Here is a 24,327-nt window from a genome sequence, read left to right as displayed (position 1 = left end):
ATCAGCCCGCCTTTGCCATTTGCATCAGCGTTACGCGGCTCTGCAGACGCCGCTGCGCCTGGTCGACGACGACGGCGACGATGATGACGAGGCCCTTGATCACCATTTGCCAGAACGAACTCACACCCATCATCACCAATCCGTCCGAAAGAATGCCGATGACGAACGCGCCGACGATGGTGCCGCCGATCGTGCCGCGGCCGCCCGACATCGAGGTGCCGCCGAGCACCGCCGCCGCAATGGCGTTGAGCTCGAAACTTTCGCCTGTCGCGGGATGCGAGGCCATCAGCTCGGACGAGATGATCAGGCCGACGATCGCCGCGCAGAAACCTGAGAACATATAGACGAACATCTTCACCATGTTGACACGGACGCCCGAAATCCGCGACGCGCGTTCATTGCCGCCGACGGCAAAGATGTGGCGCCCGAGCGGTGTGTACTTGGCGAGATAGGCGGCCCCCAGTGCAACGACGATCAGGATCCAGATCGCCACCGGCAGGCCAAGCAGCCGGCCGGCGCCGAGAAAACCGAAACCGGTGGTTCCAAGCTCCGGCTTGCCGACGAGATTCGGGAAGGTGCGGCCGTCCGACGACAGCAGTGCCAGGCCGCGCGCGACATAGAGGACGCCCAGCGTGGCGATGAACGGCGCGACATTCAGCTTGGTGATCAGCAACCCGTTGACCGCCCCGATCAATATACCGACCGCAAGCGTGATCAGCGCGATCTCGAAGACGTTGAAATAGATGGTATAGCCGATCTGCAGGTCGATGCCGTTGAGCACGAGATAGCCGGCCACCATGCCGCACAAGCCGACGATCGAGCCGACCGAAAGGTCGATGCCGCCGGTGATGATGACGAAGGTCATGCCCATCGCCAGGAACGCGTTCAGCGCCACATGCTTCGACATCAGGATCAGATTGGCGGTCGACAGGAAATTCGGTGCCGCGATCGAGAAGAAGATCAGGACGGCGATGAGCGCGATGAAGGTCCTGAGCTTCATCAGCGTCAACAGCACGGAGCCGCTGGACGCGGAGGGAGCTGCCGCCTTGGCTGGGATGTCAGTCATGCGCGGTGCTCTCCATCTGTCGAACCGGTCCGTGGCCGAGCGCCGAGGCAGCGACGAGTGCCGCCTCCGTCGCCTCTGCGCGATCGAATATGCCGGTCAGTTTTCCGTTGCTCATCACCGCGATGCGGTCGGACAACGCCATCACCTCATCGAGATCCGAGGTGGCGAACAAAATTCCCAAGCCGTCGCGGGACAGTTTGCGCATGGTGCGGAACACGTCGGCCTTGGCGCCGACATCGATGCCGCGGCTGGGCTCGTCCATCAACAGCACCTTGGGTCCGGTGAGCAGCGCCTTGCCGATCACCACCTTCTGCTGGTTGCCGCCCGACAGTGACGAAACCTCCTGCACTGGGTCGGCGACCTTGATCGCCAGTTCCCGCACCATCTGTGTCACCGCCTGCTTTTCCTCGGTGCCACGGATATGGAACAGGCGGGCAAATCGCGACAGGCTGGCCAGCGTCAGATTGCTGGCGACCGAGAGGATCGACACCAGCCCTTCGCGCTGGCGGTCCTCGGGGATCAGCGCCAGCCCGCGCCGGATGCGTCGCGTCGTGTCGCGCTCCCTGACCTGTTTGCCGCCAATGAAGATCTCGCCCGTCGAATGGCCGTGGCGGCCCATGATGCAGTCGAACAACTCGCTGCGCCCGGCGCCCATCAGGCCGTAGATGCCGAGGATCTCGCCGGCTCGCAGCGACAGCGAGACATGGTCGACTGCAAGCCCGCCGGTGGCACGCGGCAGGCAAATGTCCTCGGCGCGGAAGATTTCTTCGCCGGGAATATGACCGTCGGCCTTGGCGAAATCCTTGGCATCGGAGCCGATCATCTGCCGCACGATCCATCGCGTGTCGACGTTCTTCATCTCCTCCTGGCCGGTGATGTGGCCATCGCGCAGCACGGTGATGTAGTCGCCGATGCGGATCAGTTCCTCCAGCCGGTGCGAGATGTAGACGATGGCGACGCCGCGCGCCTTGAGGTCGGCGATCACCTTGAACAGGATTTCGACTTCCGCCGCGCTCAGCGCCGAGGTTGGCTCGTCCATGATCAGGATGCGCGCGTCGAGCGAGACCGCCTTGGCGATCTCGACCAGCTGCTGCTGGCCGATGCGCAGATCCTCGACCAGCATGTCGGGCCGTATGCCGGCTTGCAGGCGTTCCAGAAATTCCGCCGCGCGGCGCTCTTGTTCCTTGCGGTCGATCTTGCCGAAGCGGTTGGTGATTTCGCGGGTGGCGAAAATGTTCTCGGCGACGCTCATGTTGCCGAACAGGTTCAGTTCCTGGAACACCATGCCGATGCCGCGGTTCACCGCATCGCCGGACGACGAGAAGGACACCTCTTCGCCCTCCAGCAGTATGCGGCCGGCTGTCGGCCGTTCGACGCCGGCGATGATCTTCATCAGCGTCGACTTGCCGGCGCCGTTTTCGCCGACCAGCACGTTGACGGCGCCCTTGCGTACCTCGAAATTGGCGCGCTTGACCGCAACGGTTCCGGAATAGACCTTGGAGACGTCCTCCAGTTTCAGGATGATGTCGCGCTCTCCGGCCGCGCTCATGGCTTCGGCCCGATCTCTGCCTCCGCCGGCGTGACCAGCGGCAGGTCCTGGCCGCTGCCCAGCGTATAGGCACCGAGCACCTTTGCGTTGCGGCCCTCCAGCGCCTCGCGCGGCAGCTTGGACAGCACCATCTTGTCTGCGTAGCTGTTGAACGCCTTGCCGAACTGGGCGAAGTCGATCTGGTTGGTGAAGTCGTTGAACTGGATGAAGTCCAGGCTGTCGCGCAGCGCGGTGCCGCGCACCGCCGGTCCGATCTGCACCCGCGCATCGGCCTTGCCGTCGCCGTCGACATCGATGTCGACCGTCGCCGCGCGCGACTGGGTATTCGCCGCGACGATCTTGCCTTCCACGCGAACCGCGAATGTCCACGGCGAATTCGCCTGCTTGTTTGGATTGCCATATTTGGCGCCGGCAGAAGCGGCATCGGTTGTTGCCAGTGTGTGAACCTGCGGAAACGGTCCGGCTTTCTGTTCGAGATAAGGCACGACCTTCGCCGCCCATATCTCTTCCACCATCTTGTCCGGATCGAAGGCGGGCGCATTGCCGCCGTCCGCCGATTTCGTCGGCAGGATCTTGCAGGCGGTCAGGCTGATGCCGATCGTCACGGCAAGGATCGGCCAGTTCGGCTTAGTGTTCAGCATGATGGCCTGTTGTTCAGTATGGTGGTGGTCGGCCCACGGAAAATGGCGGCGAGGGGCGAATCGAAATTCGCCCCTCGCTGTTCAAATCACGCTGGCTCAGTTGGTCAGTGCGAAGGTCTCAAGCTTGGCGGCATTGTCGCCATTGACCAGAACGCAGTCCATCAGCTGCTTTTCCTTGGCCGGCGACTTCTTGTTCTTGATGAAGTCGTTGGCCTGCTCGACCGCCATCTGCGCCTGCGCGAAGGCCGGCTGCAGGACGGTCGCCTTAATGCCGCCCGAGGTGATGGAGTCGCGCACGTCGTTCGATCCGTCGAAGCCGACGACGATGACATCCTTGCGGTTCGCCGCGGCAAGTGCTGCATTGGCGCCCATCGCCATCGTGTCGTTACCGGAGATGACGCCCTTGATGTCGGGGTTGGCCTGCAGGATCGATTCCATCTTGGAATAGGCTTCCGTCTGGCTCCAGTTGGCCGACTGCTGGGCGACCATCTTCAGGTCCGGATAGTCGTCGATGACGTCGTGATAACCCTTGGAACGAATGCCGGCATTGGTGTCGGATTCCTTGCCTACCAGCTCGACGAAGTTGCCCTTCTCGCCCATCAGCTTGACGAATTCCTGCGCGCCGAGTTGGGCGCCCTGATAGTTGTTGGAGACGATCTGCGCCACGGCGACGCCGGTGGCGTTGATCTCGCGATCGATCAGGAAGGACGGGATGCCCGCATCCTTGGCCTTCTGTACGGCGGCGACTGTGGCGTCGGCGCCGGCATTGTCGAGGATGATCGCCTTGGCGCCACGACCGATCGCGGTGTCGATCAGCTCCGACTGCTTGTTGGCGTCATCGTCATGGACGAGGACCAGCGCCTCGTAGCCGAGTTCCTTGGCCTTGGCCTCGGCGCCGACTGCTTCCGCCTTAAAGAACGGATTGTCGTGCGAGGGTGTGATGATGGCGATGAGATCCGCCGCGTAGGCGGGCATCGCCGTGCCAAGCGCCAGCATGCCGGCGAAAGCCGCAAGCGTCATTCTGCGTGTGAGTTTCATGAAGTCCTCCCTTTTGAAAAATTGCCTTGGTCAACCAAGGCCTCGGCATTCGAATTCGTGAGCGGCGCGGTCGGCAGATCGCTTTCGGGCCAAAGCCGTCGATGGCTTCCCCTCCACGGATCGTTGCTCCCCGGCCATCCTCCCCTCGCCAAGGCTTCGTGCGAAACCTTGTCGATCCGAGCCAAGAACAGCTAAGCCAACTGGTATGATGAGTCAACCACAAATTCAGGTGATATGTACCTGATGATCGCAAACTGGACGCCGGAAAACAGTACGCAGGCACATCGAGGCGCGATGGCAAGCGCCTGTCGTCTGTCAGGTGATGCGCTGAATGCTGGCGGCGATCTCTTCCGGCTCGAAGACGCGCTTCCAGTCGTCACGCATCAGAACCGGCTTGCCGAATTCGATCGCCTTGTTGCAGGCGTCCGAGAACACGCCCTGGGTCTCGCCGAAGATGACGGCGCCGAGCACGTTCATATGGCCGAGCAGGAAGTCGAGCGCCGCCTGCTTGTCGACGCCGCGTGCCACGACCTCGTCCACGGCCTCCTTCATGACCACCAACAGCGAGGCGCACACCGTCTCCGAAAGGCCAGGCTCGAGCAGCGCCATCTGTTCGACGCTGACGCGGTGCGAGCGCATAACCGGCGCCCAGATGATTTTCGCGATCGCCTCGCCCTTGGCGTAATCCTCTTCCGGTCCCTGCATCAAGGCGCTTACCATATGCTGCTTGGCCTTGACGCCGCCGAAATAGTCCTTTTTGGCCGCCATGTCGGTCTCGTCATTGAAGATCGGCGGATGGCAGGGGTGGGTGACGAAATAGGTGAGGTCCGGCCGGTTCGGCAGATGACCGGCGAACGGTGCCGCCGCGTCGAGCACCACCACCATCGTGCCCGGCGCCAGTTGGCTCTCGATGCTGGTCGCCACTTTGCCGATATGCGTGTCCGGAACGGCCAGGATCACCACATCGGCGCCCTTGAGCGCCTCGTCGGCGCTCATCGCATCGAAACCCAGTCCTGTCTTCAGCCGTTCGCGGCCGGCCTCGCTGACCTCGACATGGCGTATCGTGTAGGGCGATCCGCGAAAATTAGTTGATAGGCGGTACCCCATTTTCCCGCCGGCACCGAACAGAGCAATCGTTGTCATCTGGCCACTACTCCTGGTCTCATCCGACGGCATCGCCCGTCGTCAGCTTATCAACTGGTATAATCACACTACCATACCTTGGCAATCCGATAACGGTGAATGCCCAGGTCATGACTGCCGGTCTCCCGCCGCGTTCCCGGCGCTTGTAGGCTAAACCGGCTCTCACTTGCGCGAACCGCGTACCCACGCCAGTGTCCGTTTCTATATAGCCAGGAATCTCGCTGGAGCTGTTGCATGCAGGACGACTTTCTGACCGGGCTGAAAGGCCAGCGCGTGCTGGTGACGGCAGGCGCTGGAGGCATCGGTTTTGCCATAGCCGACACGCTGTCGCGGCTCGGCGCTCGCATCATAGTCTGCGACGTTTCCGACGAGGCGCTGGCCGCTGCTCCCGGCAAGATCGATCTGGTCGCCGCGATCAAGGCCGATGTCTCGCGCGACGACGACGTCGACCGGCTTTTCGAGGCCGTTAAGGAAAAGCTCGGCGGTCTCGATGCGCTGATCAACAATGCCGGCATTGCCGGACCGACCGGCGGTGTCGAGGAGATTGATCCGGCGGACTGGCGACATTGCATCGACATCTGCCTGACCGGCCAGTTCCTGTGTGCCCGGCGCGCGGTACCGCTGATCAAGGCGGCGGGCGGCGGCTCGATTGTCTCGATGTCGTCGGCGGCCGGCCGGCATGGCTACGCCTTCCGCACGCCCTATTCGGCGGCGAAGTTCGGTGTCATCGGTTTCACGCAGAGTCTCGCCAAGGAGCTCGGGCCGCACGGCATAAGGGTCAACGCCATCCTACCCGGCATCATCGAGGGGCCGCGCATAGAAGGCGTCATCTCGGCACGTGCCAAGCAGGTCGGCATCAGCCATGAGGAGATGAGGGATCGCTATCTACAGAACATCTCGCTGCGCCGCATGACCAGCCCCTATGATGTCGCCGCGATGGTCGCCGTCCTGCTCTCCGATGCGGGCATCAACATTTCCGGCCAGTCGCTCGGCGTCGACGGCAATGTCGAAACACTCTGAGGAATAATCCATGGCCAATGTCGCAATTGTCGGAAGCGGGTTCATCGGGCGAGCCTGGGCGATCAGCTTTGCCCGTGCCGGCCATAGTGTGCGGATGTGGGACCAGTCGCCCGCCGCGACAGGTGGCGCCCGCGACTACGTTGCCGGCGTGCTTGGCGATCTCGCCCGGAACGACCTCCTGCGAGGACAGGCGGTCGACGCCGTGCTCGGCCGGATCGCAATCGTCGCCGAGTTGGCGGAGGCGCTGGCCGGTGCAGCCCATGTCCAGGAGAACACGCCCGAAAACCTGGAGGTGAAACGTGACGTATTCTCTCTGATCGACAGGCTTGCCGATCCGCAAACGATCATCGCCAGCTCCACTTCGGCGCTCTTGCCATCGAAATTCACCAACCATCTGCAAAGGCGCCATCGCTGCCTGGTCGTGCATCCGATCAATCCGCCCTATCTCATTCCGGCAGCCGAAATCGTGCCCGCGCCGTGGACGTCCGCCGAGACCTTGGAAAGGACCCGCGCCTTCCTCATCGATGCCGGCCACGCACCGCTTGTGATGAAGCGCGAGCTCGACGGCTTCATCATGAACCGCTTGCAAGGCGCATTGCTTGAGGAAGCGTTCCGGCTTGTCGCCGACGGTTACGCCAGCGTCGAGGATGTCGACATCGGCATCCGCGAGGGACTGGCGCTGCGCTGGTCATTCATGGGTCCGTTCGAGACAATCGATCTGAACGCGCCCGGCGGCGTGCGCGACTATGTCGAGCGCTATCAGTCGATTTATTCGAACATCTTTCCGCAGATGCTGCGCCGCGTCGACTGGGCGGGCGAGGTGATGAAGACCGTCGAAGCCGACCGCCGCGAACGCTTGCCGCGCGAGAACCTCGGCGAGCGGCAGGTATGGCGCGACCGCCGGCTGATGGCGCTGGCGGCGCACAAGAAAAAATCGGACCAGGAGTATGGACAATGATTGAGACGACCCGCGGCGCTCAGCAGACCAAGGGCAAGGTCATCATCACCTGCGCGGTGACGGGCGCGATCCACACGCCGACGATGTCGCCCTATTTGCCGATCACACCCGACCAGATTGCCTCGGAGGCGATCGCCGCGGCGGAAGCCGGTGCCGCGATCCTGCATCTGCATGCCCGCGACCCGGAGACCGGCAAGCCCGACCAGACGCCGGAGGCCTTCGCCCGCTTCCTGCCACGCGTCAAGCAAGGCACCAAAGCCGCCATCAACATCACCACCGGCGGCAGCCCCTACATGAAGGTCGAGGAGCGTGTGCGCCCAGCCGCCCAGTTCAGGCCCGAGGTCGCCTCGCTTAATATGGGTTCGATCAATTTCGGGCTCTATCACCTCGCCGACAGATACGAGACCTTCAAGTTCGACTGGGAAAAGCCGCATCTGGAAGCGACGCGCGACCTCGTCTTCCGCAACTCGTTCAAGGACATCGAGTACATCCTGGCGACCTGCTACGACAATGGCACGCGCTTCGAATTCGAGTGCTACGACATCGCCCATCTCTACAACCTTTCCCATTTCGCCGACCGTGGGCTGGTGAAGCCGCCTTTCTTCGTGCAGTCGGTGTTCGGCCTGCTTGGCGGTATCGGCACGCATCCTGAAGACGTGGCCCATATGAAGCGCACGGCCGACCGGCTATTCGGCGACCAGTTCCGCTGGTCGGTGCTGGGCGCCGGCGCCAGCCAACTGCGTATCGCCGCACAATCAGCCGCACTCGGTGGCAACATCCGCGTTGGGCTGGAGGACAGCCTGTGGGCGGGCAAGGGCAAGCTTGCCAAATCGAACGCGGAACAAGTGCTCCTGGCCCGCAGGATCATCGAAGGGCTCGGCATGGAAGTGGCGACGCCCGACGAGGCACGGGAAATCCTGTCATTGAAAGGCGGCGACAAGGTCGCTTTCTGACGCGGCCCGACCAATCGCTGTGCGGCGCCAAATACCGAGATGACGGCATGAAGATCGAAGCGTGAAGACGGGCGCGTCTAGTCGGGTTTCGCCACACCCGAGTTGAACTTGCGCCGGGCGTTTTCCAGATGCTCGCGCATCGCTCCGCCTGCAGCTTCCGGATCGTGCCGCTCGATGGCTTCGAGCACGGCTTTATGGCCGGCAAAGCTCCTGCGGTTTTCCATTTCGGTGTTGGCCATGTGGATGCGCTGGTTGATCAGCCATTCCACCAGCGCTTCATGAGCGGCGAGGAAGATCGGGTTGCCGGGAATTGCGGTCAGCACCCGGTGAAACGCGACATCGGTGATGGCGAAGGCGCGGGCGCGCGGGATGGCGCGCTCGTTCTCGGCAAGTGCCGCTGCCAGCGCATCGATCTGTTCGCGCGTCGCCACCTCGGCGGCATGGCGCGCGATCGAGACTTCGAGGAACAGCCGCAGCTGCTCGAAATGGCCGATGCCGTCGGGCTGGTCCATCAACAGATGCGCCGTGCCGGTCAACTGCTCCAGCATGTTTTTCGACGTCGGCCGCGTCACCTTCGGCCGCTCGCCGCTGTTGATGCGCACCAACCCCATTTTCTCCAGCGCAAACAGCGCTTCGCGCACCGAGGGGCGCCCGACATCGAACATCGACATCAGGTCGCGTTCGGACGGCAGCGAGGCGCCGACCGCATAGACCTCGTCGCGGATCATCTCCTCCAGGCGGAGGCGGACTTCATCGGATAATTTTTTTCGAACCGGCATATTGTGCATGGTCTACCTTTTAAGCTATTAGACCAGTCGCCGCAAGCGAGGACTTGCGGAACCGATGGGTTTGGAGGAGGTCGCCGCCGGCCAATGGCGCGGCGGTCGGCGCGGCAGGCGAGGGTCTGACGCGGGAGCAGGCCTGGAGCAGGGGCATCGCCCCGATTTCGGCCGGCGGAAAGCAATGGGAGGAGGATTTCCATGAGACGACTGCTGATGAGCCTTGTGCCGGCGATGGCGCTGATGTTTGCCGCAGTGATCGCCAAGGCCGAGGGGGGCGGCACGTTCCGTTCCGCCGTGCGCACCGGCTGCATCGAGATGGGAACACTGCACACCACGTGCGGCCATAGGCTCGACGAGACCGTGCTGCAGGGACTGGTCCACATCAAATGGACGGGCGATGGCGTGCAACCGATGCTGGCCGAAAGCTGGAAGACGCCCGATGGCGGCAAGACCTATGTCTTCAGCCTGCGCCATAGCGTCAAATGGCATGACGGAACGCCCTTCACCGCCAAGGACGTGGTGTTCAGCCTCAACCTCTACGCCAACCCCAAGGTTGGCTCGCCTTGGGCGCAGAAGCTCGGCTCGGTGGCCGGATACAAGGCTTTCCAGGATGGCTCGGCCTCCTCGCTTGCCGGGGTCAAGGCGCTTGACGACACGACCGTCCAGATTGAACTCGACAGCGCCAAGCCTCTCTGGGTCGAGCTGCAGCTTATCGCGATCAGCATCTTTCCCGAACACATCCTCGGCAAGGTCGCGCCCGGCGATATCAAGGGCAACGCCTTCTGGGTCAACCGCGTCGGCACCGGCCCGTTTATCTGGAAGAAATACGAAAGCGACCAGTATGTCGAGGTCGACCGCAATCCCGACTATTTCCTCGGTGCGCCGAAGCTCGAGCGCATCATCTACCAGATCTACAAGGACGTGCCGCCGATCATCGCCGCACTCGAAACGCAGGAGGTCGACGCCATGTCCTATGAGGGCGGTGGCGTGCCCATCTCCGAACTCGCCCGGCTGCAGAAGCTCGACTATTTGACGGTGCTGCCGAAATTCTCCGCCGGCTTGCCGACCTACTTGCAGTTCAACCTGGAGAACAAGCGCTTTGCCGACGTGCGGGTGCGTCAGGCGATGCTCTACGCCATCGACCGCAAGGCCATCATCGAGACGGTCAAGCAAGGCGCCGGCGAGCTGTCGAACACGCTGTTTCCGCAGGATTGGGCACGCGCCAAGGACCTCGAGCCCTACGACTACAATCCCGACAAGGCCAAGCAATTGCTCACCGACGCGGGCTGGGACGGCAGCCAGCCGGTCGATTTCATCTACTACTATTCCGACCAGATGAATGTCGACACCGTCACCGCCATCCAGAGCTATCTGGCCGCAGTCGGCGTCAACATCCAGCCGCGCCTGCTCGATCCGGCGGCAATCAACCAGACCTATGCCGACGGCAGCTTCCAGATGGGCTTTTTCGCCAACGGTATGGGGCTCGATCCCTCGCTCGGTTCGCCGGTCGTCGTCTGCGGCGCAAAACCACTCAGCATGGGCTATTGCAATACCAAGGTCGATGAACTGTTCAACAAGGGGCTGGAATCGACCGACCGAGCCGTGCGTGCCGAAAGTTACCAGGAAGCGTCACGCATCCTCAACGAGGAGCTGCCCAAGGCCTGGCTGTGGAACGAGGTGCGGCCGCTGGCTTTCAACAACCGCATCGTTGGCCTGGCGCAGCACTTCAAGGAGCAGCCGCTCGTGATCTTCAACCACCCGGTCTACAACGAAGTCGAGAAGTGGGAAGTGGCAAAATAGGCCGCTGCGTAGACGCCCTCATCGGTTGGTTATGAGGTGGAACCTCATGACCAACCGCCTCAACAGCCGCCTTCAGCGATAGGAGAAGCCGGTGCTCAGCTATCTCATGCGCAAGCTGCTGCTCAGCATCCCGGTGCTGTTCGGCGTCACCGTCATAGTCTTCGCGATCGCGCATGCCATGCCGGGCGACGCCGTGCTGGCGATGATCACGGCGGAGGCGCCGTCGAGCGAGGCGCTGATCGCGATGCGGCGCGGCGAGCTCGGCCTCGACCAGCCGTTCTACATCCAATACCTCAACTGGATCGGCCAGATCCTGCACGGCAATCTCGGCCGCTCCTTCGTCAACGGTCGCAGCGTCGGCGATATCATCGGCGAGCGCCTGCCGATGACGCTGGAGCTGATGGCGGTGGCACTGCTCGTCGCCTTCCTCATCGGCACCACGCTGGGCGTGATCTCGGCGCTCCGGCAATACAAGTTGACCGACTATTCGCTGACGCTGGGCGGCTTCGTCGGCGTGTCGATCCCGGATTTCTTCATGGGGCTGCTGCTCGTCTACGTCTTTGCGCTTGAACTGCGCTGGCTGCCGTCGTCGGGCATCTCGACGGCGGGCGACAACTTCTCGCTCCTCGACAATCTCAGGCACCTGATCCTGCCGGCCGCCGCGCTCGCCTTGTTCCGCGCCGCGATCTTCATGCGCTACGCCCGCGCCGGCATGCTCGAAGTGCTGAACCAGGACTATATGCGCACCGCCAAGGCCAAGGGCCTCAGGCCAAGCACGATCACGCTGCGCCACGGTCTGCGCAACGCGTTGATCCCGCTGGTCACTGTCTTCGGCCTCGCTTTGCCGACGCTGTTCGGCGGCTCGGTGGTGATCGAGACGATCTTCCAGTGGCCGGGCATCGGCCTGATGTTCATCGATGCGGTGGTCAACAGGGATAGCCCGGTCATCATGGGCTATGTGCTGCTCACCGCCATCATCGTCATGCTGGCGAACCTTGCGACCGACCTTGCCTACAGCGTGCTCGACCCGCGGGTGAGCTATGACTGACGTCACCGCCGCCGATGTAACGATCGCTGTCGGCGTCTCGCGCGGCCTGTGGGCCGAGGCGGTCCGCCGTTTCCTCAATCACCGTCTGGCGACGCTTGGGCTGATCATGCTCGCCATCATCGTGCTCGCCTGCATGCTGGCGCCGCTGATCGCGCATTACGGCCCCAACGACATCGACCTGCGCGGCCGCAACCAGCCGCCGGGCGGCGTGCATTGGCTGGGCACCGACGGCACCGGCCGCGACATCTTTGCCCGCATCCTCTATGGCGGCCGCATCTCGCTGACGGTCGGCTTCGCCGCGGTGGCGATCTCGGCAGCAATAGGCATCTTCGTCGGCTGCATTGCTGGCTATTTCGGCGGCAAGGTCGACCTCTTGCTGATGGGCCTGATCGACATGGTGCTGACTTTTCCGCGCCTGGTCATCATCATCGCCTTCGTCGCAGTGGTCGGCCCGAGCATCTTCAACACGATGGTGGTGATCGGCCTGCTCAGCTGGCCGTCCATCGCCCGGCTGACGCGCGGCGAGATCCTGGCGCTGCGCAACCAGGAATTCGTCCTCGCCGCGCGCTCGCTCGGCACCTCGCCGTCGGTCATCATTCTCGAACACATATTGCCCAACGTGCTGGGCCCGATCCTGGTGGCGATCACGCTCGACGTCGCCACCGTCATCCTGCTCGAAGCCTCGCTGTCCTTCCTCGGCCTCGGCGCGCAGGCGCCGGCGGCCAGCTGGGGCAACATGCTGCGCGATGCCCGCACGCTGTCGATCCTCGAGAGCAGCCCTGGATGTGGATCCCGCCCGGCGCGATGATCGCGATGGCCGTGCTCAGCATCAACTTCGTCGGCGACGGCCTACGTGACGCGCTCGACCCGCAGCACATCATGGGCGGTGGTGGCAAATGATGGAGGCCAACACGCTTTCCGTCGACAGGGCTGCAAAGGGGATAGGACAGCAAGCTGTGCTTTCCGTACAAGGCGTAAGCGTCGAATTCGGCCCCAAAGGCAGCTCCGTCTATGCCGTCAACGACGTCTCCTTCGATCTTGCCGAAGGCGAGTCGCTGGCCATCGTCGGCGAAAGCGGCTCCGGCAAGTCGGTCACCGTGCAGACGCTGATGGGCCTGATCCGCAAGCCTCCCGGCCGGGTCACCTCCGGCCGTGCGTTGTTTCGAGGCCGCGATCTGCTGGCCATGCCCGACAGCGAACTGCGCCAGATCCGCGGCCGCGACATCGCCATGATCTTCCAGGATCCGATGTCGTCGCTGAACCCGGTGCTGACCATCGGCCTGCAGCTGACCGAGGCGCTGCGCGAGCACCAGGGCCTGAGCCAGCCACAAGCACAGCGCCAGGCGCTCGACATGCTGGATCTCGTCGGCATTGCCAACGCGCCGCAGCGCATGCGCGCCTTTCCACACCAGTTCTCCGGCGGGCAATTGCAGCGCATCGGCATCGCCATGGCCTTGGTTTGCAAGCCGTCGATCCTGATCGCCGACGAGCCGACCACGGCACTCGATGTCACTATCCAGGCACAGATCGTCGAGCTGGTCGCTCGCCTGCAGAAACAGCTCGGAATGGCGATCATCTGGATCAGCCATGACCTCAGCCTCGTTGCCGGCTTCGCCGATCGCGTCGCGGTGATGTATGCGGGCTCGATCGTCGAATGCGCGCCGGTCGATGAGCTGTTCTCGGCAACAACGCACCCCTATACGATCGGCTTGTTGAATTCGATTCCATCGCTGACGGCGGCAAACACAAGGCTGGTGCCGATCAAGGGCGCGCCGCCTAATGTCACCCTGCCGCCGGCGTTCTGCCCCTTCGCGCCGCGCTGCGATTATGCCGAGGCGCGCTGCCGCGAGCAGAAACCGCCACTGGAAACGGTCGGCGCCGGCCACACCGCCGCATGCTGGCGCTGGCGGCAAGTCGAGCGATGTCCGCGTGCGCCGGCAGCTACGCCAAGCGCGGCACCGGCTGCGACGCTACAGCAAGAACCGCTGCTCGTCGTCGCCGATCTCAAGGTGCATTTTCCCATTCGGCGCGGTGTGCTCAGGCGACAGGTCGGCGCCGTGCATGCCGTCGATGGGGTGAGTTTCAAGGTGATGCGCGGCGAGACTCTGGCGCTGGTCGGTGAAAGCGGCTGCGGCAAGTCGACGACCGGCCGCGCGGTGCTCGGGCTCGAGCCGCCGAGCGCCGGCAGCATCGTCTTCGAGGGCAGGGACTATGCCGCTGCGACAGGCGAGCAGCTCAAGCTGCGCCGCCGCGACATGCAGATGGTTTTCCAGAACCCGTTCGGATCGCTCAACCCGCGCATGACGGTCGGGCGCATTATCGGCGAGGGGCTGCGTGCGCAGAAGATCGGCACGCGCGCCTCGCGCGATGCCCGCGTCAGTGAATTGCTGGCGCTGGTCGGCTTGCGGGAAGCGCTGCGCGACCGCTACCCGTTCGAGCTCTCCGGTGGCCAGCGCCAGCGTGTCGGCATTGCCCGCGCTCTGGCGGCCAATCCAAAATTCATTATTGCCGACGAGCCGATCTCGGCGCTCGACGTCTCCATCCAGGCGCAGATCGTCAATCTGCTGGACGACCTCAAGGCGCGCCTCGGGCTGACCTATCTGTTCATCGGTCATGACCTGTCGATGATCCGCTATCTCAGCGACCGTGTCGCGGTGATGTATCTGGGCCGGATCGTCGAGATCGGCACCACGGCAGGGGTGTTCGGCAGCCCGCTGCACCCGTATACACGCGCGCTGCTGTCGGCGATCCCGGTGCCCGACCCCAAGGCCGGTGGTACACGCCGGCGCATCGTGCTGGGCGGTGCGGTGCCCGATCCGTCGAAGCCACCGCCCGGTTGCCATTTTCATCCGCGCTGTCCGATGGCGAGCGACATCTGCGCGAGGGTGACGCCGGAGGTGCGCGATTTCGGCTCACCCATCACCGGGCAACATCTCGTCGCCTGCCACCATGCAGGCGAGGCCACACAATGAAATTTCCGAACGGACTGAGGATTCCCAAATGACCAAGGAATTGGCGGGCATGTATGCCGCCTTGATGACCGGACTAAGCGATGCCGGCGAATTCGATCCGCAGCGCCAGCGCAACATTAACGACTACGTCCTGCGCCAGGGCCTGGCCGGGCTCTATGTCGGCGGCAGCAGCGGCGAATCTGGCCTGCTGACGGCGGACGAATTGCTGGTTCAGCAAGAGGTGGTGTTCGCCAGTGCTGCAAGCACCGGCACCAGGCTGATCGCTCATGTCGGCATGCCGAACCTGCGCGATTCCATCCGCTTGGCACGGCAGGCGCAAAAGCTCGGCTATCACGCGCTGTCGGCGCTGCCACCGCATTCCTATCCATTCTCCGACGAAGAGGTCTTTGGCTACTACCAGGCGCTGGCGGCGGCGACGGACCTGCCGCTGATCGTCTACGAAATCCCCTTGCGCACCGGCCGGCCGCTGCCGCTCAACCTGCTGGTCCGACTGCTCGATCTGCGCAATGTCATCGGCATCAAATACACCTCCACCGACCTGTTCAAATATTCGCTGCTGCGCAAGCGGCAGCCGCAAAAGCTGTTCTACTACGGCTTTGACGAGATCTATGCCGCCGCCGGCATGCTCGGCACCGATGGCGGCATCGGCACCACCTACAATCTGCTCGGCAGGCTGTACGTGGCGATCGACCAGGCGATCCGCGCCGGCAATCTGGCACGGGCGAAAATGCTGCAGATGGTGTCGCAGGACTTCGTCGAGGTGGTGCTGGAAACCGGCGTCCTGCCGGGCATGAAAGCGGCCTTCCGCGTCATAGGCGTCGATTGTGGCCCGACCCGTGCGCCGATGGCGCTGGCTGTCGCCGACGCCGAGGACCGGATGCGCGCGGTTCTTGCTCGCCCGGCGGTGAAAGAGTGGCTGGCGTGAGAGGAGTTGGCTGAAAGACCTACAGTCGACGAATACGACAACATATATGGCGCTTGCCAGATCTGCACGACCATTCTCGGTCCGACTTCATGGCCAAGGCCAGCTCATAGGCATCAGGTCGAGTCTCAGCCCTGCGGGGGCCTGCGTTCGACGATGTAGATGTGGTCGGCCGCGAGCACCACTTCGCCACGCTGATTGATCACCTCGCAGCGCTCGATTACCCGCCCTGAACCTGGCCGCTTGGGATCGTCTTCCTTGGCCGCGATGGTTGTGCGCGTGCGGATCGTGTCGCCGATGAACACCGGCTTGATGAAGCGCAACCGGTCGTAGCCATAGGAAAAGGCTACAGGGTTGACGACGGTTGCCGTCAGCCCGATGCCGACCGAAAACACCAGCGTGCCGTGTGCGATACGCTGGCCGAACGGCGTCGTCTTCATGAACTCGGCGTCCATGTGATGCGGAAAGAAATCGCCGGTGTGGCCGGCATGCACGACAAAGTCCGTCTCGGTGATGGTGCGGCCGCTGGTAAGGCGGGACGAGCCGATCTCATAGTCCTCGAAATACTGGATCTGTTCCATCAGGGCCTTTCCGCGATCGGCGTCGCCGGTGCCGCGCTCGACTGATACGCGGCCTCGACCAGCGCCATCGTGCTCCATGCGTCCTCTACCGGACTGATCAGCAGAACATCTTCTCCGGCAGCAAAACGCTGGACATTGGCCATGCGGCCGACGAAGGCGTCGGGGAACCATGCTCCGGCCAATGGCACCGCGACCCAATCCGTTCCGCCTTTTGGGTAGATCTCCAGCACCTCCGCTTCGCCGCGCGGATAGTCGAGGTTGAGGCCAAGCTTGAGATAGGCCGCGCCCTCGGTGCCGCAGATGCGGAACTCGGAGGCTTGGTGCCGGCGACCGAACTTGTGATCGTGGTTGATCGACAGCGCGCAGCGCACGGTGTCGCCATAGTCGAGAATTGCGCTGGTGCGCGTCTGCGCCACCGAATGGTTGGGGTGGCCGAGCGTCTTGGCGTGCACGCCGCGCGGGTCGCCAAGCAGCTGCCGGATCAGGTCGAGATAGTGGATCGAGTGCATGGCGATCTCGACGCGCGGTGCCTTGAGCAGGAACTCCCACAGCTCCCACGGTGTCGCCAACGCCAGCCAGGCATCGAAGTCGACGATCTCGCCGAGCCAGCCCTTGGCGATGGCATCCTTCAGCGCCAGCATCATCGGTGCGAAGCGCCCCTGGAAATTCACTGCGGCCTGCAGCTTCTTGGAACGGCAGATCTCGAGGATTTCGGTTGCCTCGGCAAGGTGGCCGCCCATCGGCTTCTGGATCAGCGCCACGGCGCCGCCAGGTAATGCTTTCAGCACATCGGCATGGCGGGTGGGCGGCGTCGCGAGGTCAAAGATCGCACCCTCGACGGCGGCCGCTTCCTCAAGTGTGCGAAAGGCCGTCACGCCCCATTGGCTAGCAAGCTTTTCCGCTTTGGTGTGATCGGGATCATAGAGCCCAGCGACGGGAAAGCCGGCCTTCCGGTAGGCCGGGAAATGCGCGTCCCTGACAATCGAGCCGGCGCCGAAGGTGACGATCGGCCGCGGCTTGGAGGGTTTGGGCCATGACTGGACAAGCAAGGCAGGGTCGAAACCGCTTTCAGTCATGATGGAAGACCTCGTCCATATCAGCCCACCATTCGCCTTCCTTGCGCGTCGCCAGCGGTTCCTGGCAAGGCATGCAGACCGCCCACCATTCCTGTGTCCTGGGGTCGGCAGCCATCTTGGCCATGTCGGCTTCGTAGTCGGTGCCATGGTACTCGAAGGTGCTGAACAGCAGGTTCTCCGGCCGCTTCAGGTAGATCGAATAGTTCTTGATGTTGCAGGCCGAGATCCTGGTCAGCACGTCGGGCCAGACGGCGGCGTGCAGGCGGACATACTCCTCGACTTTTTCCGGCTTCAGCCCAAGAACCATCCCCATCCGCTGCATGCCCGTCTCCTATTTCGTGATCGCCGTGGTGAATTCGGCGATGCTCATGGCCTTGACCGCGTCCCAGTCCCAGTCGATGCCGATGCCCGGTTCGTCCGGCGCCAGCGCCTGGCCATCTTCGATGCGTATGCGCTTGCCGGTCAATTGGTCGAGTTGCGGAATGTACTCGACATATCTGCCGTTCTGAACAGCGCAGGTCAGGCTGACATGCAGTTCCATCAGGAAATGCGGACAGACCGGAATGTCGAAGGCCTCCGCCGCATGGGCAATCTTGAGCCAGGGCGTGATGCCGCCGATGCGGCCGACATCGACCTGCACGATCGAGCAGGCGCCTTTCTGCATGTATTCGCGGAAATGGCGGATGGAGTAAAGCGACTCGCCGATGGCGATCGGCGTCGGCGTCGAGTTCGACAGCCGCACATGCCCATCGATGTCGTCGGCCGGCAGCGGCTCCTCGATCCAGGCGAGGTCGAGTTCGCGCAGCCTCGCCGCGCGCCGGATCGCCTCGTCGATCGAGAAACCCTGATTGGCGTCGGTCATGAGCTCGTAGCCATCGCCGACCGCCTTGCGCACCGCCGACAGGCGGGCAAGATCTTCCGAACCGTGCGGCCTGCCGATCTTCACTTTCGAGCCGCGAAATCCCTTGGCCTTGGCGGCCAGCGCGTCGTCGACCAGTGCCTGCGTCTCGATATGCAGCCACCCGCCTTCGGTCGTGTAGAGCGGGCAGCGGTCCTTGGCGCCGCCAGCAAGTTTCCATAGCGGCAGTTTCTGCTTCTTGGCCCGCAGATCCCAAAGCGCGGTATCGATCGCCGCGATGGCGATGGCCGTGATCGCCCCGATGGTGGTGGCATGCGTGGCAAATTCGAGATCGTGCCAGATCGCCTCGATCATGTCGGGGTCGCGGCCGATCAGGCGCGGCACCAGATGGTCGGAGAGGAGCCGCATCACCGACGAGCCGCCGGTGCCGATCGTGTAGCTGTAACCGGTACCGACCGCGCCGTCGGAATCCGTGATGGTGACGATCGGCGTTTCCTGGCTGACGAAGCTCTGGATCGCGTCGGTGCGCTTGACCTTGGGCACAAGGTCCACCATGCAAAGGTCGACTTTCTCGATTTTGGCCATGCCGATCAGCTCCGCAATGTCTTTCCGGTCTCGGTGGCAAACAGATGCGCCTGCGACATGTCGAGGCTCATGGCCACCCGCTCGCCCGGCCTCAATGGCCTCGGGTTCAGCATGCGCGAAACCCAGTCGGTGCCGTTGAATTCGACGAACACCAGCGTCTCGTTGCCGAGCGGTTCGGTGACCGTGATCGGCAGTTCGATCTGGTGGACGTCGGCCGCACCCCCGGAGCTGATGCCGTGTCCGGTCGGATAGATGTCGTCCGGCCGCAGCCCGAACACGACCTTGTCTCCGGCTGCGACATTGGCCTTGAACTGACCGGGCAATGGCAATTTTTCGCCGCTGGCGAAAACCATCCGGCCGTCATCGATCGTCGCCTCGTGCAGGTTCATCGGCGGCGAGCCGATGAAGCCTGCGACGAAGCGCGTCGCCGGGCGCCGGAACACTTCGTCGGGCGTGCCGACCTGTTCGATATGGCCGTCTCGCATGATGACGATGCGGTCGGCAAGCGTCATTGCCTCGACCTGATCGTGGGTGACGTAGATCACCGTTGACCGCACCTTGGCATGCAGCTTCTTGATCTCGGTGCGCATCTGCGTGCGCAATTTGGCGTCGAGGTTGGAAAGCGGCTCATCGAACAGGAACACATCGGGGTCGCGCACAATGGCGCGGCCCATGGCGACGCGCTGGCGCTGGCCACCCGACAATTGCGACGGGCGTCGGTCCAGCAGCGCGTCGAGGCCGAGGATGGCCGAGGCCTCTGCGACGCGGCGCTCCATGTCTTCCTTGACCGCATTCGCGATCTTCAGGGAGAAGCCGAGATTCTCGCGCACCGTCATGTGCGGATAGAGCGCGTAGGACTGGAACACCATCGAGATGTTGCGCGAGCGCGGCGGCAGATCGTTGACGACGCGCCCGCCGATCTCGATCGAGCCGGCGCTGATCTCTTCCAGTCCGGCGATCATGCGCAGCGTCGTCGATTTGCCGCAGCCGGATGGACCGACCAGCGCGATGAATTCGCGATCGGCGATGTCGAGATCGATACCGTGCACGATCCCGATATTGCCATAACGTTTGGTCAGCTTGGTGAGGGTAACGGTTGCCATTGGATCAGCCTTTCACCGCGCCGGAGGTCAGGCCGCCGACTAGGTGTTTCTGGACGATGTAGGTGAGGGTGAGCGCCGGAATGATCATCACGACGGCCAGCGCGCACATGCCGCGCCAGTCGATGGTGAACTCGGCCGTGTAGTCGAGCAGGCCGACCGGCAGCGTCTTGGCGCTTACCGAGCGGGTCAGCTGCGAGGCCAGCGCAAACTCGTTCCAGCAGGTCAGGAAGGCGAAGATCGCGGCGGATGCGATGCCCGGCCCGGCGAGCGGGAACTCGACCTGCCAGAATGCCTGCCAGCGCGTGCAGCCGTCGATCTGCGCTGCCTCCGCGAGGTCCTTGGGCACCTGGCGGAAGAAGCCGTCGATCAGCCAGATCGTGAACGGCACGTTGAGCGCAACATAGGCAAGGATCAGCCCGAAATGCGTGTCGATGATGCCAAGCCGCACATAGAGGAAGAACAGCGGCAGCGAGAGCGCGATGCCGGGCACCGTGCGCGTCAGCATCAGGCCGAGAAAGACGCTCGACTTGCCGCGGAAGCGGTAGCGCGCAAAGGCATAGCCGCCAGCCATGCCGATGGCCACCGCGATGACCGTCGAGGTCACCGAGATGATCAGCGAGTTTCGGAAATATTCGATGACAGGGATGCCACCCTTGCCGATGCCGGAGAACATCGCGATGTAGGCGTCGAACGAAATCTCCTGCGGGATCCACACCGGCGGCTTGGCCATGATCTCCACCGCCGGCCGCAGCGACGAGAGCACGATCCAGAGACCCGGCAGGCAGATGGTCAGCATCGCCAGGAACAGGCCGATGCGATAGACAATGCCAATCAGCCGACGCTTCAGGCGGGCGGAAGAATTTTCGTCCATTCTCACCACTCAGCACCGATCTGCGTGCGCGCCGCGGCGAGCTTGTTGAAGAAATAGACGGTGAAGGCGATCGACAGCAGGATCGAGAAATAGGCCATGGCGTTGGCCATGCCCATGCGTCCGTCGCTGTAGGCGGTGCGCGCCACCAGTGTCCAAAGCAGTTCGGTTCGGCCCGCCGGTCCGCCATCGGTCATGATCTTGACGATGTCATAGGCGCGCGCCACGTCGAGCGAACGGATGGTCATGGCAATGTAGGCGAACGGCATGACGAACGGCCACGTCACATAGCGGAAGGTCTGCCACGGCGTGCAGCCGTCGACCTGTGCCGCCTCGATCGGCTCCTTGGGCATGGCGAGCAGTCCGGCGAGGATCAGGATCGCGAAGATCGCCGTCGACAACCAGATCTCGGCGATCGAAATGGCGATGAAGGCGAGATGGCCTTCGATCAGCCACGGTATGGCATCCCTGGTGATGCCGAGCGACTGCAGGGCATTGTTCACCAGGCCGATATTGTCGTTGAACATGAACTTGAACTGGAAGCCGACGAGGATCGGCGAGAACATCATCGGGAACATCATCAGCGTGCGCAGGATACGCTGGCCGCGCGTTGCCTTCTCGACCAGCATCGCAAGTCCGAGGCCGAGCAGCATTTCGAGATTGAGCGCGATGGTCAGCAGCAGCACCGTGCGGCCGAACGCCCACCAGAAATCGGTGTTGGACAGGATTGAGAGATAGTTCCTGAAGCCGATGAAGACGTAGAATGTCTCGGGCCGCGTCAGGCGGAAAGGCGTGAAGCTGGAATAGAGCGACAGCAGCAACGGCACCACGACGACGGCCGCCAGCACGATCATGGCCGGAAGCAGCAGCAGGAATGGCGCGGATGGCTTGAGGCCCTTCATCAGAATCCTTGAGGTGTTTGCATTGGACGGCGGTGCGCGGGCCTGGGGCGAAGGATCAGCGTAAACCGCTGGCGTCCAAAGAAACGCGATCGCCTCCCCCATTCTCTAGTGGGGGAGGCAGCCCTGGGAACCGTTACTAGAGCTTGCCGGCGTCCTGGAGGATTTGCGTCGCCTTGGCGGCGGCTTCATCCAGTGCCTGCTTGGACGTCTTGTCTCCGAGGATCGCCGCCTGCAGTTCGGGATAGACGGCGTTCGAAATCTCGATCCATTCAGGCGTCTGCGGCACGGCAAAAGCGTGCTTGGCCTCTTCCTGGAAGGCGGTAAGAACCTCCTTCTTGTAAGGATCGTTTTCGGCCTGCTTCAAGTCCCAGTCCCACACGGCCGTGCGGGTCGGTAGCGGACCTGCGGCAGCCTCGAGCTTCTGGCTGTCCTCGTTGGTCAGCCACCATACCAGCGAGGCCGCGGCCTCCTTATTCGGGCAATTCTCGGTCACCGAGAAACCATGGAAGCCGGACCAGCCGGTGCGCTTGCCAGAAGAACCCTTCGGCGCAACCTTGACGCCGACATTGCCGGCGACTTTCGACGACTTCGGGTCATTGAAGAAGCCGGCCCAGCCCGGCCAGTCCAAGTTGATGGCGACGGTGCCCGAAGCAAAGCCCTGGCCGAGATCGTCCCAGAGATAATTGGTGGTTCCGGCCGGTACGGCCTTGGCCTTGTAGAGGTTGACGAACCAGTCGAGCGCCCGGATGCCGGCTTCTGAATTGAAGACGGGCTTGCCGTCCTTGTCGAGATACTCGCCACCCTCGGCAATGACCATCTCGTAGAAGCGGCCGTTGATCGCCTCTTCCTTGCCGGCGAACTGCGTGCCGTAGAAATTTGGCGGGTTGGCGAAGAATTCGGCCTGGTCGGTGACTTCCTTCCAGGTGTCCGGCGGCACCAGGTCATAGCCGTGTTTCGCCTTGAACTTGGTCTTGTTGTCGGCATTCTCGTAGAGGCTCTTCTGGTAGTAGAGCGCCGAGACGTCGAACTGCGCTCGCGGCAGCATCTCCAGCTTGCCGTCGATCGTCGCCGAGGTGATCGTCGACGGCACGAAGGCGTCGATCTCTTCCTTAGGCAGCAATTTGCTGAGGTCGGTGTAGAGGCTCGTATACTGCGGCGCGAACGACGAATGGTTCCAGCCGACGCACCAGTTGGTGCTGCCCGAGGCAATGTCGGACTTGAGCTCCTTGTCGATGTCGAAGCCGTTCTTCTTGGTCAGGATGTTGACCTTGGCGCCGGTGGCCTTTTCCCATTCGGGAATGCGCTCGTAGAGCTTTTCATATTGCTGGCCACCGATCAGCTTCACGTCGACGGTCACGCCTTCGAACTTGCCGGGCAGGTCGCCGGCAAAGGCAGCGCCTGCACCTGACGCAAGCAACAATGCACCGGCGCACACGCCGGAAAGCAGTCTGTTCATTGGTATCCTCCCTTGGTACCGCCTCAGCGGCGACCGCAACTCGTCTGATGACAAGAAGTCCTACATTCATATACAAACAAAACATTCACGAGTACGTCAAGACGAAATTTGTTTCCGCCAGCCGTGTTCCTGCGTATATGAAGGATGAAATTCACTGGAGGGATGAGTCATGGACGATAGCGAAGACGAGCGCTACCGCGCGCCGGCGCTCGACAAGGGACTCGATATCCTCGAACTGCTGGCGGGCGTCGACGGTGGTCTTACGCAGGCCGAAATCGCCAAGAAACTCGATCGCAGCCCCAACGAATTCTACCGCATGCTGGATCGGCTGGTGCGGCGCGGCTACGTCACGCGGCTCGACGGCGACCGCTATTCGCTGACGCTCAAACTGTTCGGACTGGCGCAATTGCACGCGCCCGTCCGTCGGCTGGTTTCCTACGCCACACCGCTGATGCGCGAATTGGCCGAGACATCGCAGCAGGCCAACCAACTCGTTGTTTTTGATCGCGGTTCCGCCGTCGTCATCGGCCAGCAAGAGGCACCGAACTACTGGGGGATTTCGATCCGGGTCGGCTCGCATATCAGCCTGTTCGACACCGGTTCGGGACATGTGCTGCTCGCCTTCCGCTCACCGGAAGAGCGTCAGATGATGATTTCGGAACACGTCCGCAGCACCGACAAGACGGCGCAGTCGGCCGAGTTCTTCACCCGGCTCGACCAGATCCGCGACCGCGGTTACGAGATGATGGCCTCGATGCAGACCGCCGGGGTCTTCAACCTCTCCGCTCCGGTGCGCAGTTCCGATGGCAAGGCGATCGCCGCGCTATCGATTCCCTATATCACCGTGGTCAACGCGCCGTCGGCACCAGACATTACCCGGACGATCGAGTTGTTGCTGGCAACATGTCAAAAGCTGTCGCACCTCGCGGGCTCGGCAGTCGGCTCATCGGCGTGAATTCTTATTTGAATGAAGAATTCCTCCGTGAGATGATCTGAAACAGCCAC

The 24,327-nt window shown here is 62.9% G+C and carries 23 protein-coding genes; 9 read left to right on the top strand and 14 right to left on the bottom strand.

The genetic code is table 11. The features are described from left to right. Position 1 precedes the first annotated feature (1 nt). The 5 genes from NKJ01_RS03700 to NKJ01_RS03680 form a co-directional block, all read right to left on the bottom strand. Positions 2-1,066, bottom strand: coding sequence for an ABC transporter permease (locus tag NKJ01_RS03700; RefSeq protein WP_352726195.1), 1,065 nt, complete (start codon positions 1,064-1,066; stop codon positions 2-4). Continuing rightward, positions 1,059-2,615: a sugar ABC transporter ATP-binding protein gene (locus tag NKJ01_RS03695; RefSeq protein WP_352726193.1), complete on the bottom strand. Its 1,557-nt coding sequence runs from the start codon at positions 2,613-2,615 to the stop codon at positions 1,059-1,061. Before NKJ01_RS03695 ends, NKJ01_RS03700 begins: the two co-directional genes overlap by 8 nt. Continuing rightward, positions 2,612-3,256, bottom strand: a complete 645-nt coding sequence (locus NKJ01_RS03690) for a DUF2291 family protein (protein WP_352726191.1) — start codon at positions 3,254-3,256, stop codon at positions 2,612-2,614. Before NKJ01_RS03690 ends, NKJ01_RS03695 begins: the two co-directional genes overlap by 4 nt. A gap of 96 nt (positions 3,257-3,352) precedes the next feature. Next, positions 3,353-4,294 (bottom strand): D-ribose ABC transporter substrate-binding protein, encoded by a 942-nt coding sequence (locus NKJ01_RS03685; RefSeq protein WP_352726189.1) that lies wholly within the window; start codon positions 4,292-4,294, stop codon positions 3,353-3,355. Positions 4,295-4,609: 315 nt separating this feature from the next. After that, entirely contained in the window at positions 4,610-5,437 is an 828-nt protein-coding gene (locus NKJ01_RS03680; RefSeq protein WP_352726187.1) for a phosphogluconate dehydrogenase C-terminal domain-containing protein, read from the bottom strand. A gap of 234 nt (positions 5,438-5,671) precedes the next feature. On the opposite strand from NKJ01_RS03680, the gene NKJ01_RS03675 reads away from it, so the two are divergent. The 3 genes from NKJ01_RS03675 to kce are packed head-to-tail and all read left to right on the top strand — an operon-like array spanning position 5,672 to position 8,368. Beyond that, complete coding sequence (locus NKJ01_RS03675; RefSeq protein WP_352726185.1) at positions 5,672-6,457, top strand: SDR family oxidoreductase; 786 nt, start codon at positions 5,672-5,674, stop codon at positions 6,455-6,457. A gap of 10 nt (positions 6,458-6,467) precedes the next feature. Then, positions 6,468-7,415, top strand: a complete 948-nt coding sequence (locus NKJ01_RS03670; protein ID WP_352726183.1) for a 3-hydroxyacyl-CoA dehydrogenase — start codon at positions 6,468-6,470, stop codon at positions 7,413-7,415. Next, complete coding sequence (gene kce, locus NKJ01_RS03665) at positions 7,412-8,368, top strand: 3,5-dioxohexanoate:acetyl-CoA acetone transferase (RefSeq protein WP_352726181.1); 957 nt, start codon at positions 7,412-7,414, stop codon at positions 8,366-8,368. Before NKJ01_RS03670 ends, kce begins: the two co-directional genes overlap by 4 nt. 77 nt (positions 8,369-8,445) lie before the next feature. Here kce and nanR read toward each other — a convergent pair whose 3' ends face one another. Further along, positions 8,446-9,147, bottom strand: a complete 702-nt coding sequence (nanR, locus tag NKJ01_RS03660) for a transcriptional regulator NanR (RefSeq protein WP_352726501.1) — start codon at positions 9,145-9,147, stop codon at positions 8,446-8,448. Between the two features lie 201 nt (positions 9,148-9,348). Here nanR and NKJ01_RS03655 point away from each other — a divergent pair, with 201 nt between their 5' ends. The 5 genes from NKJ01_RS03655 to NKJ01_RS03635 all read left to right on the top strand — a co-directional run bounded on the left by NKJ01_RS03655 (position 9,349) and on the right by NKJ01_RS03635 (position 15,895). Continuing rightward, positions 9,349-10,950: an ABC transporter substrate-binding protein gene (locus tag NKJ01_RS03655; protein ID WP_023756716.1), complete on the top strand. Its 1,602-nt coding sequence runs from the start codon at positions 9,349-9,351 to the stop codon at positions 10,948-10,950. Positions 10,951-11,041: 91 nt separating this feature from the next. Continuing rightward, on the top strand, positions 11,042-11,998 hold the full coding sequence (locus NKJ01_RS03650; RefSeq protein WP_352726178.1) for an ABC transporter permease: 957 nt from the start codon (positions 11,042-11,044) through the stop codon (positions 11,996-11,998). Continuing rightward, complete coding sequence (locus NKJ01_RS03645) at positions 11,991-12,806, top strand: ABC transporter permease (RefSeq protein WP_352726176.1); 816 nt, start codon at positions 11,991-11,993, stop codon at positions 12,804-12,806. The genes NKJ01_RS03650 and NKJ01_RS03645 overlap by 8 nt, the downstream gene beginning before the upstream one ends. An 88-nt stretch (positions 12,807-12,894) precedes the next feature. After that, positions 12,895-14,970, top strand: coding sequence for a dipeptide ABC transporter ATP-binding protein (locus NKJ01_RS03640; RefSeq protein ID WP_352726175.1), 2,076 nt, complete (start codon positions 12,895-12,897; stop codon positions 14,968-14,970). 28 nt (positions 14,971-14,998) lie between these two features. Next, complete coding sequence (locus NKJ01_RS03635; protein ID WP_352726173.1) at positions 14,999-15,895, top strand: dihydrodipicolinate synthase family protein; 897 nt, start codon at positions 14,999-15,001, stop codon at positions 15,893-15,895. 125 nt (positions 15,896-16,020) lie between these two features. Here NKJ01_RS03635 and NKJ01_RS03630 read toward each other — a convergent pair whose 3' ends face one another. The 8 genes from NKJ01_RS03630 to NKJ01_RS03595 form a co-directional block, all read right to left on the bottom strand. After that, positions 16,021-16,476 (bottom strand): MaoC/PaaZ C-terminal domain-containing protein, encoded by a 456-nt coding sequence (locus NKJ01_RS03630; protein WP_352726500.1) that lies wholly within the window; start codon positions 16,474-16,476, stop codon positions 16,021-16,023. Then, positions 16,473-17,549: a Gfo/Idh/MocA family protein gene (locus tag NKJ01_RS03625; RefSeq protein ID WP_352726171.1), complete on the bottom strand. Its 1,077-nt coding sequence runs from the start codon at positions 17,547-17,549 to the stop codon at positions 16,473-16,475. The genes NKJ01_RS03630 and NKJ01_RS03625 overlap by 4 nt, the downstream gene beginning before the upstream one ends. Next, positions 17,542-17,871, bottom strand: coding sequence for an L-rhamnose mutarotase (locus tag NKJ01_RS03620; protein WP_352726169.1), 330 nt, complete (start codon positions 17,869-17,871; stop codon positions 17,542-17,544). The genes NKJ01_RS03625 and NKJ01_RS03620 overlap by 8 nt, the downstream gene beginning before the upstream one ends. 9 nt (positions 17,872-17,880) lie before the next feature. Next, positions 17,881-18,993, bottom strand: coding sequence for a mandelate racemase/muconate lactonizing enzyme family protein (locus tag NKJ01_RS03615; RefSeq protein ID WP_352726167.1), 1,113 nt, complete (start codon positions 18,991-18,993; stop codon positions 17,881-17,883). 5 nt (positions 18,994-18,998) lie between these two features. Then, entirely contained in the window at positions 18,999-20,096 is a 1,098-nt protein-coding gene (locus NKJ01_RS03610) for an ABC transporter ATP-binding protein (RefSeq protein ID WP_352726165.1), read from the bottom strand. 4 nt (positions 20,097-20,100) lie between these two features. Further along, complete coding sequence (locus tag NKJ01_RS03605) at positions 20,101-20,967, bottom strand: carbohydrate ABC transporter permease (protein WP_352726164.1); 867 nt, start codon at positions 20,965-20,967, stop codon at positions 20,101-20,103. Between the two features lie 2 nt (positions 20,968-20,969). Beyond that, the gene (locus NKJ01_RS03600; RefSeq protein ID WP_502905854.1) at positions 20,970-21,869 is read right to left on the bottom strand and encodes a carbohydrate ABC transporter permease; all 900 of its coding nucleotides are present in this window, start codon (positions 21,867-21,869) and stop codon (positions 20,970-20,972) included. A 133-nt stretch (positions 21,870-22,002) separates the two neighbouring features. Beyond that, positions 22,003-23,322 (bottom strand): ABC transporter substrate-binding protein, encoded by a 1,320-nt coding sequence (locus tag NKJ01_RS03595; protein WP_352726161.1) that lies wholly within the window; start codon positions 23,320-23,322, stop codon positions 22,003-22,005. 169 nt (positions 23,323-23,491) lie between these two features. Here NKJ01_RS03595 and NKJ01_RS03590 point away from each other — a divergent pair, with 169 nt between their 5' ends. After that, positions 23,492-24,277, top strand: a complete 786-nt coding sequence (locus NKJ01_RS03590; protein ID WP_023756698.1) for an IclR family transcriptional regulator — start codon at positions 23,492-23,494, stop codon at positions 24,275-24,277. The last annotated feature ends 50 nt before the right edge of the window (positions 24,278-24,327 follow it).

This window comes from Mesorhizobium sp. M0276, from assembly GCF_040321755.1.
GTDB lineage: Bacteria > Pseudomonadota > Alphaproteobacteria > Rhizobiales > Rhizobiaceae > Mesorhizobium.
This window is presented reverse-complemented; position numbering and strand designations above follow the sequence as displayed.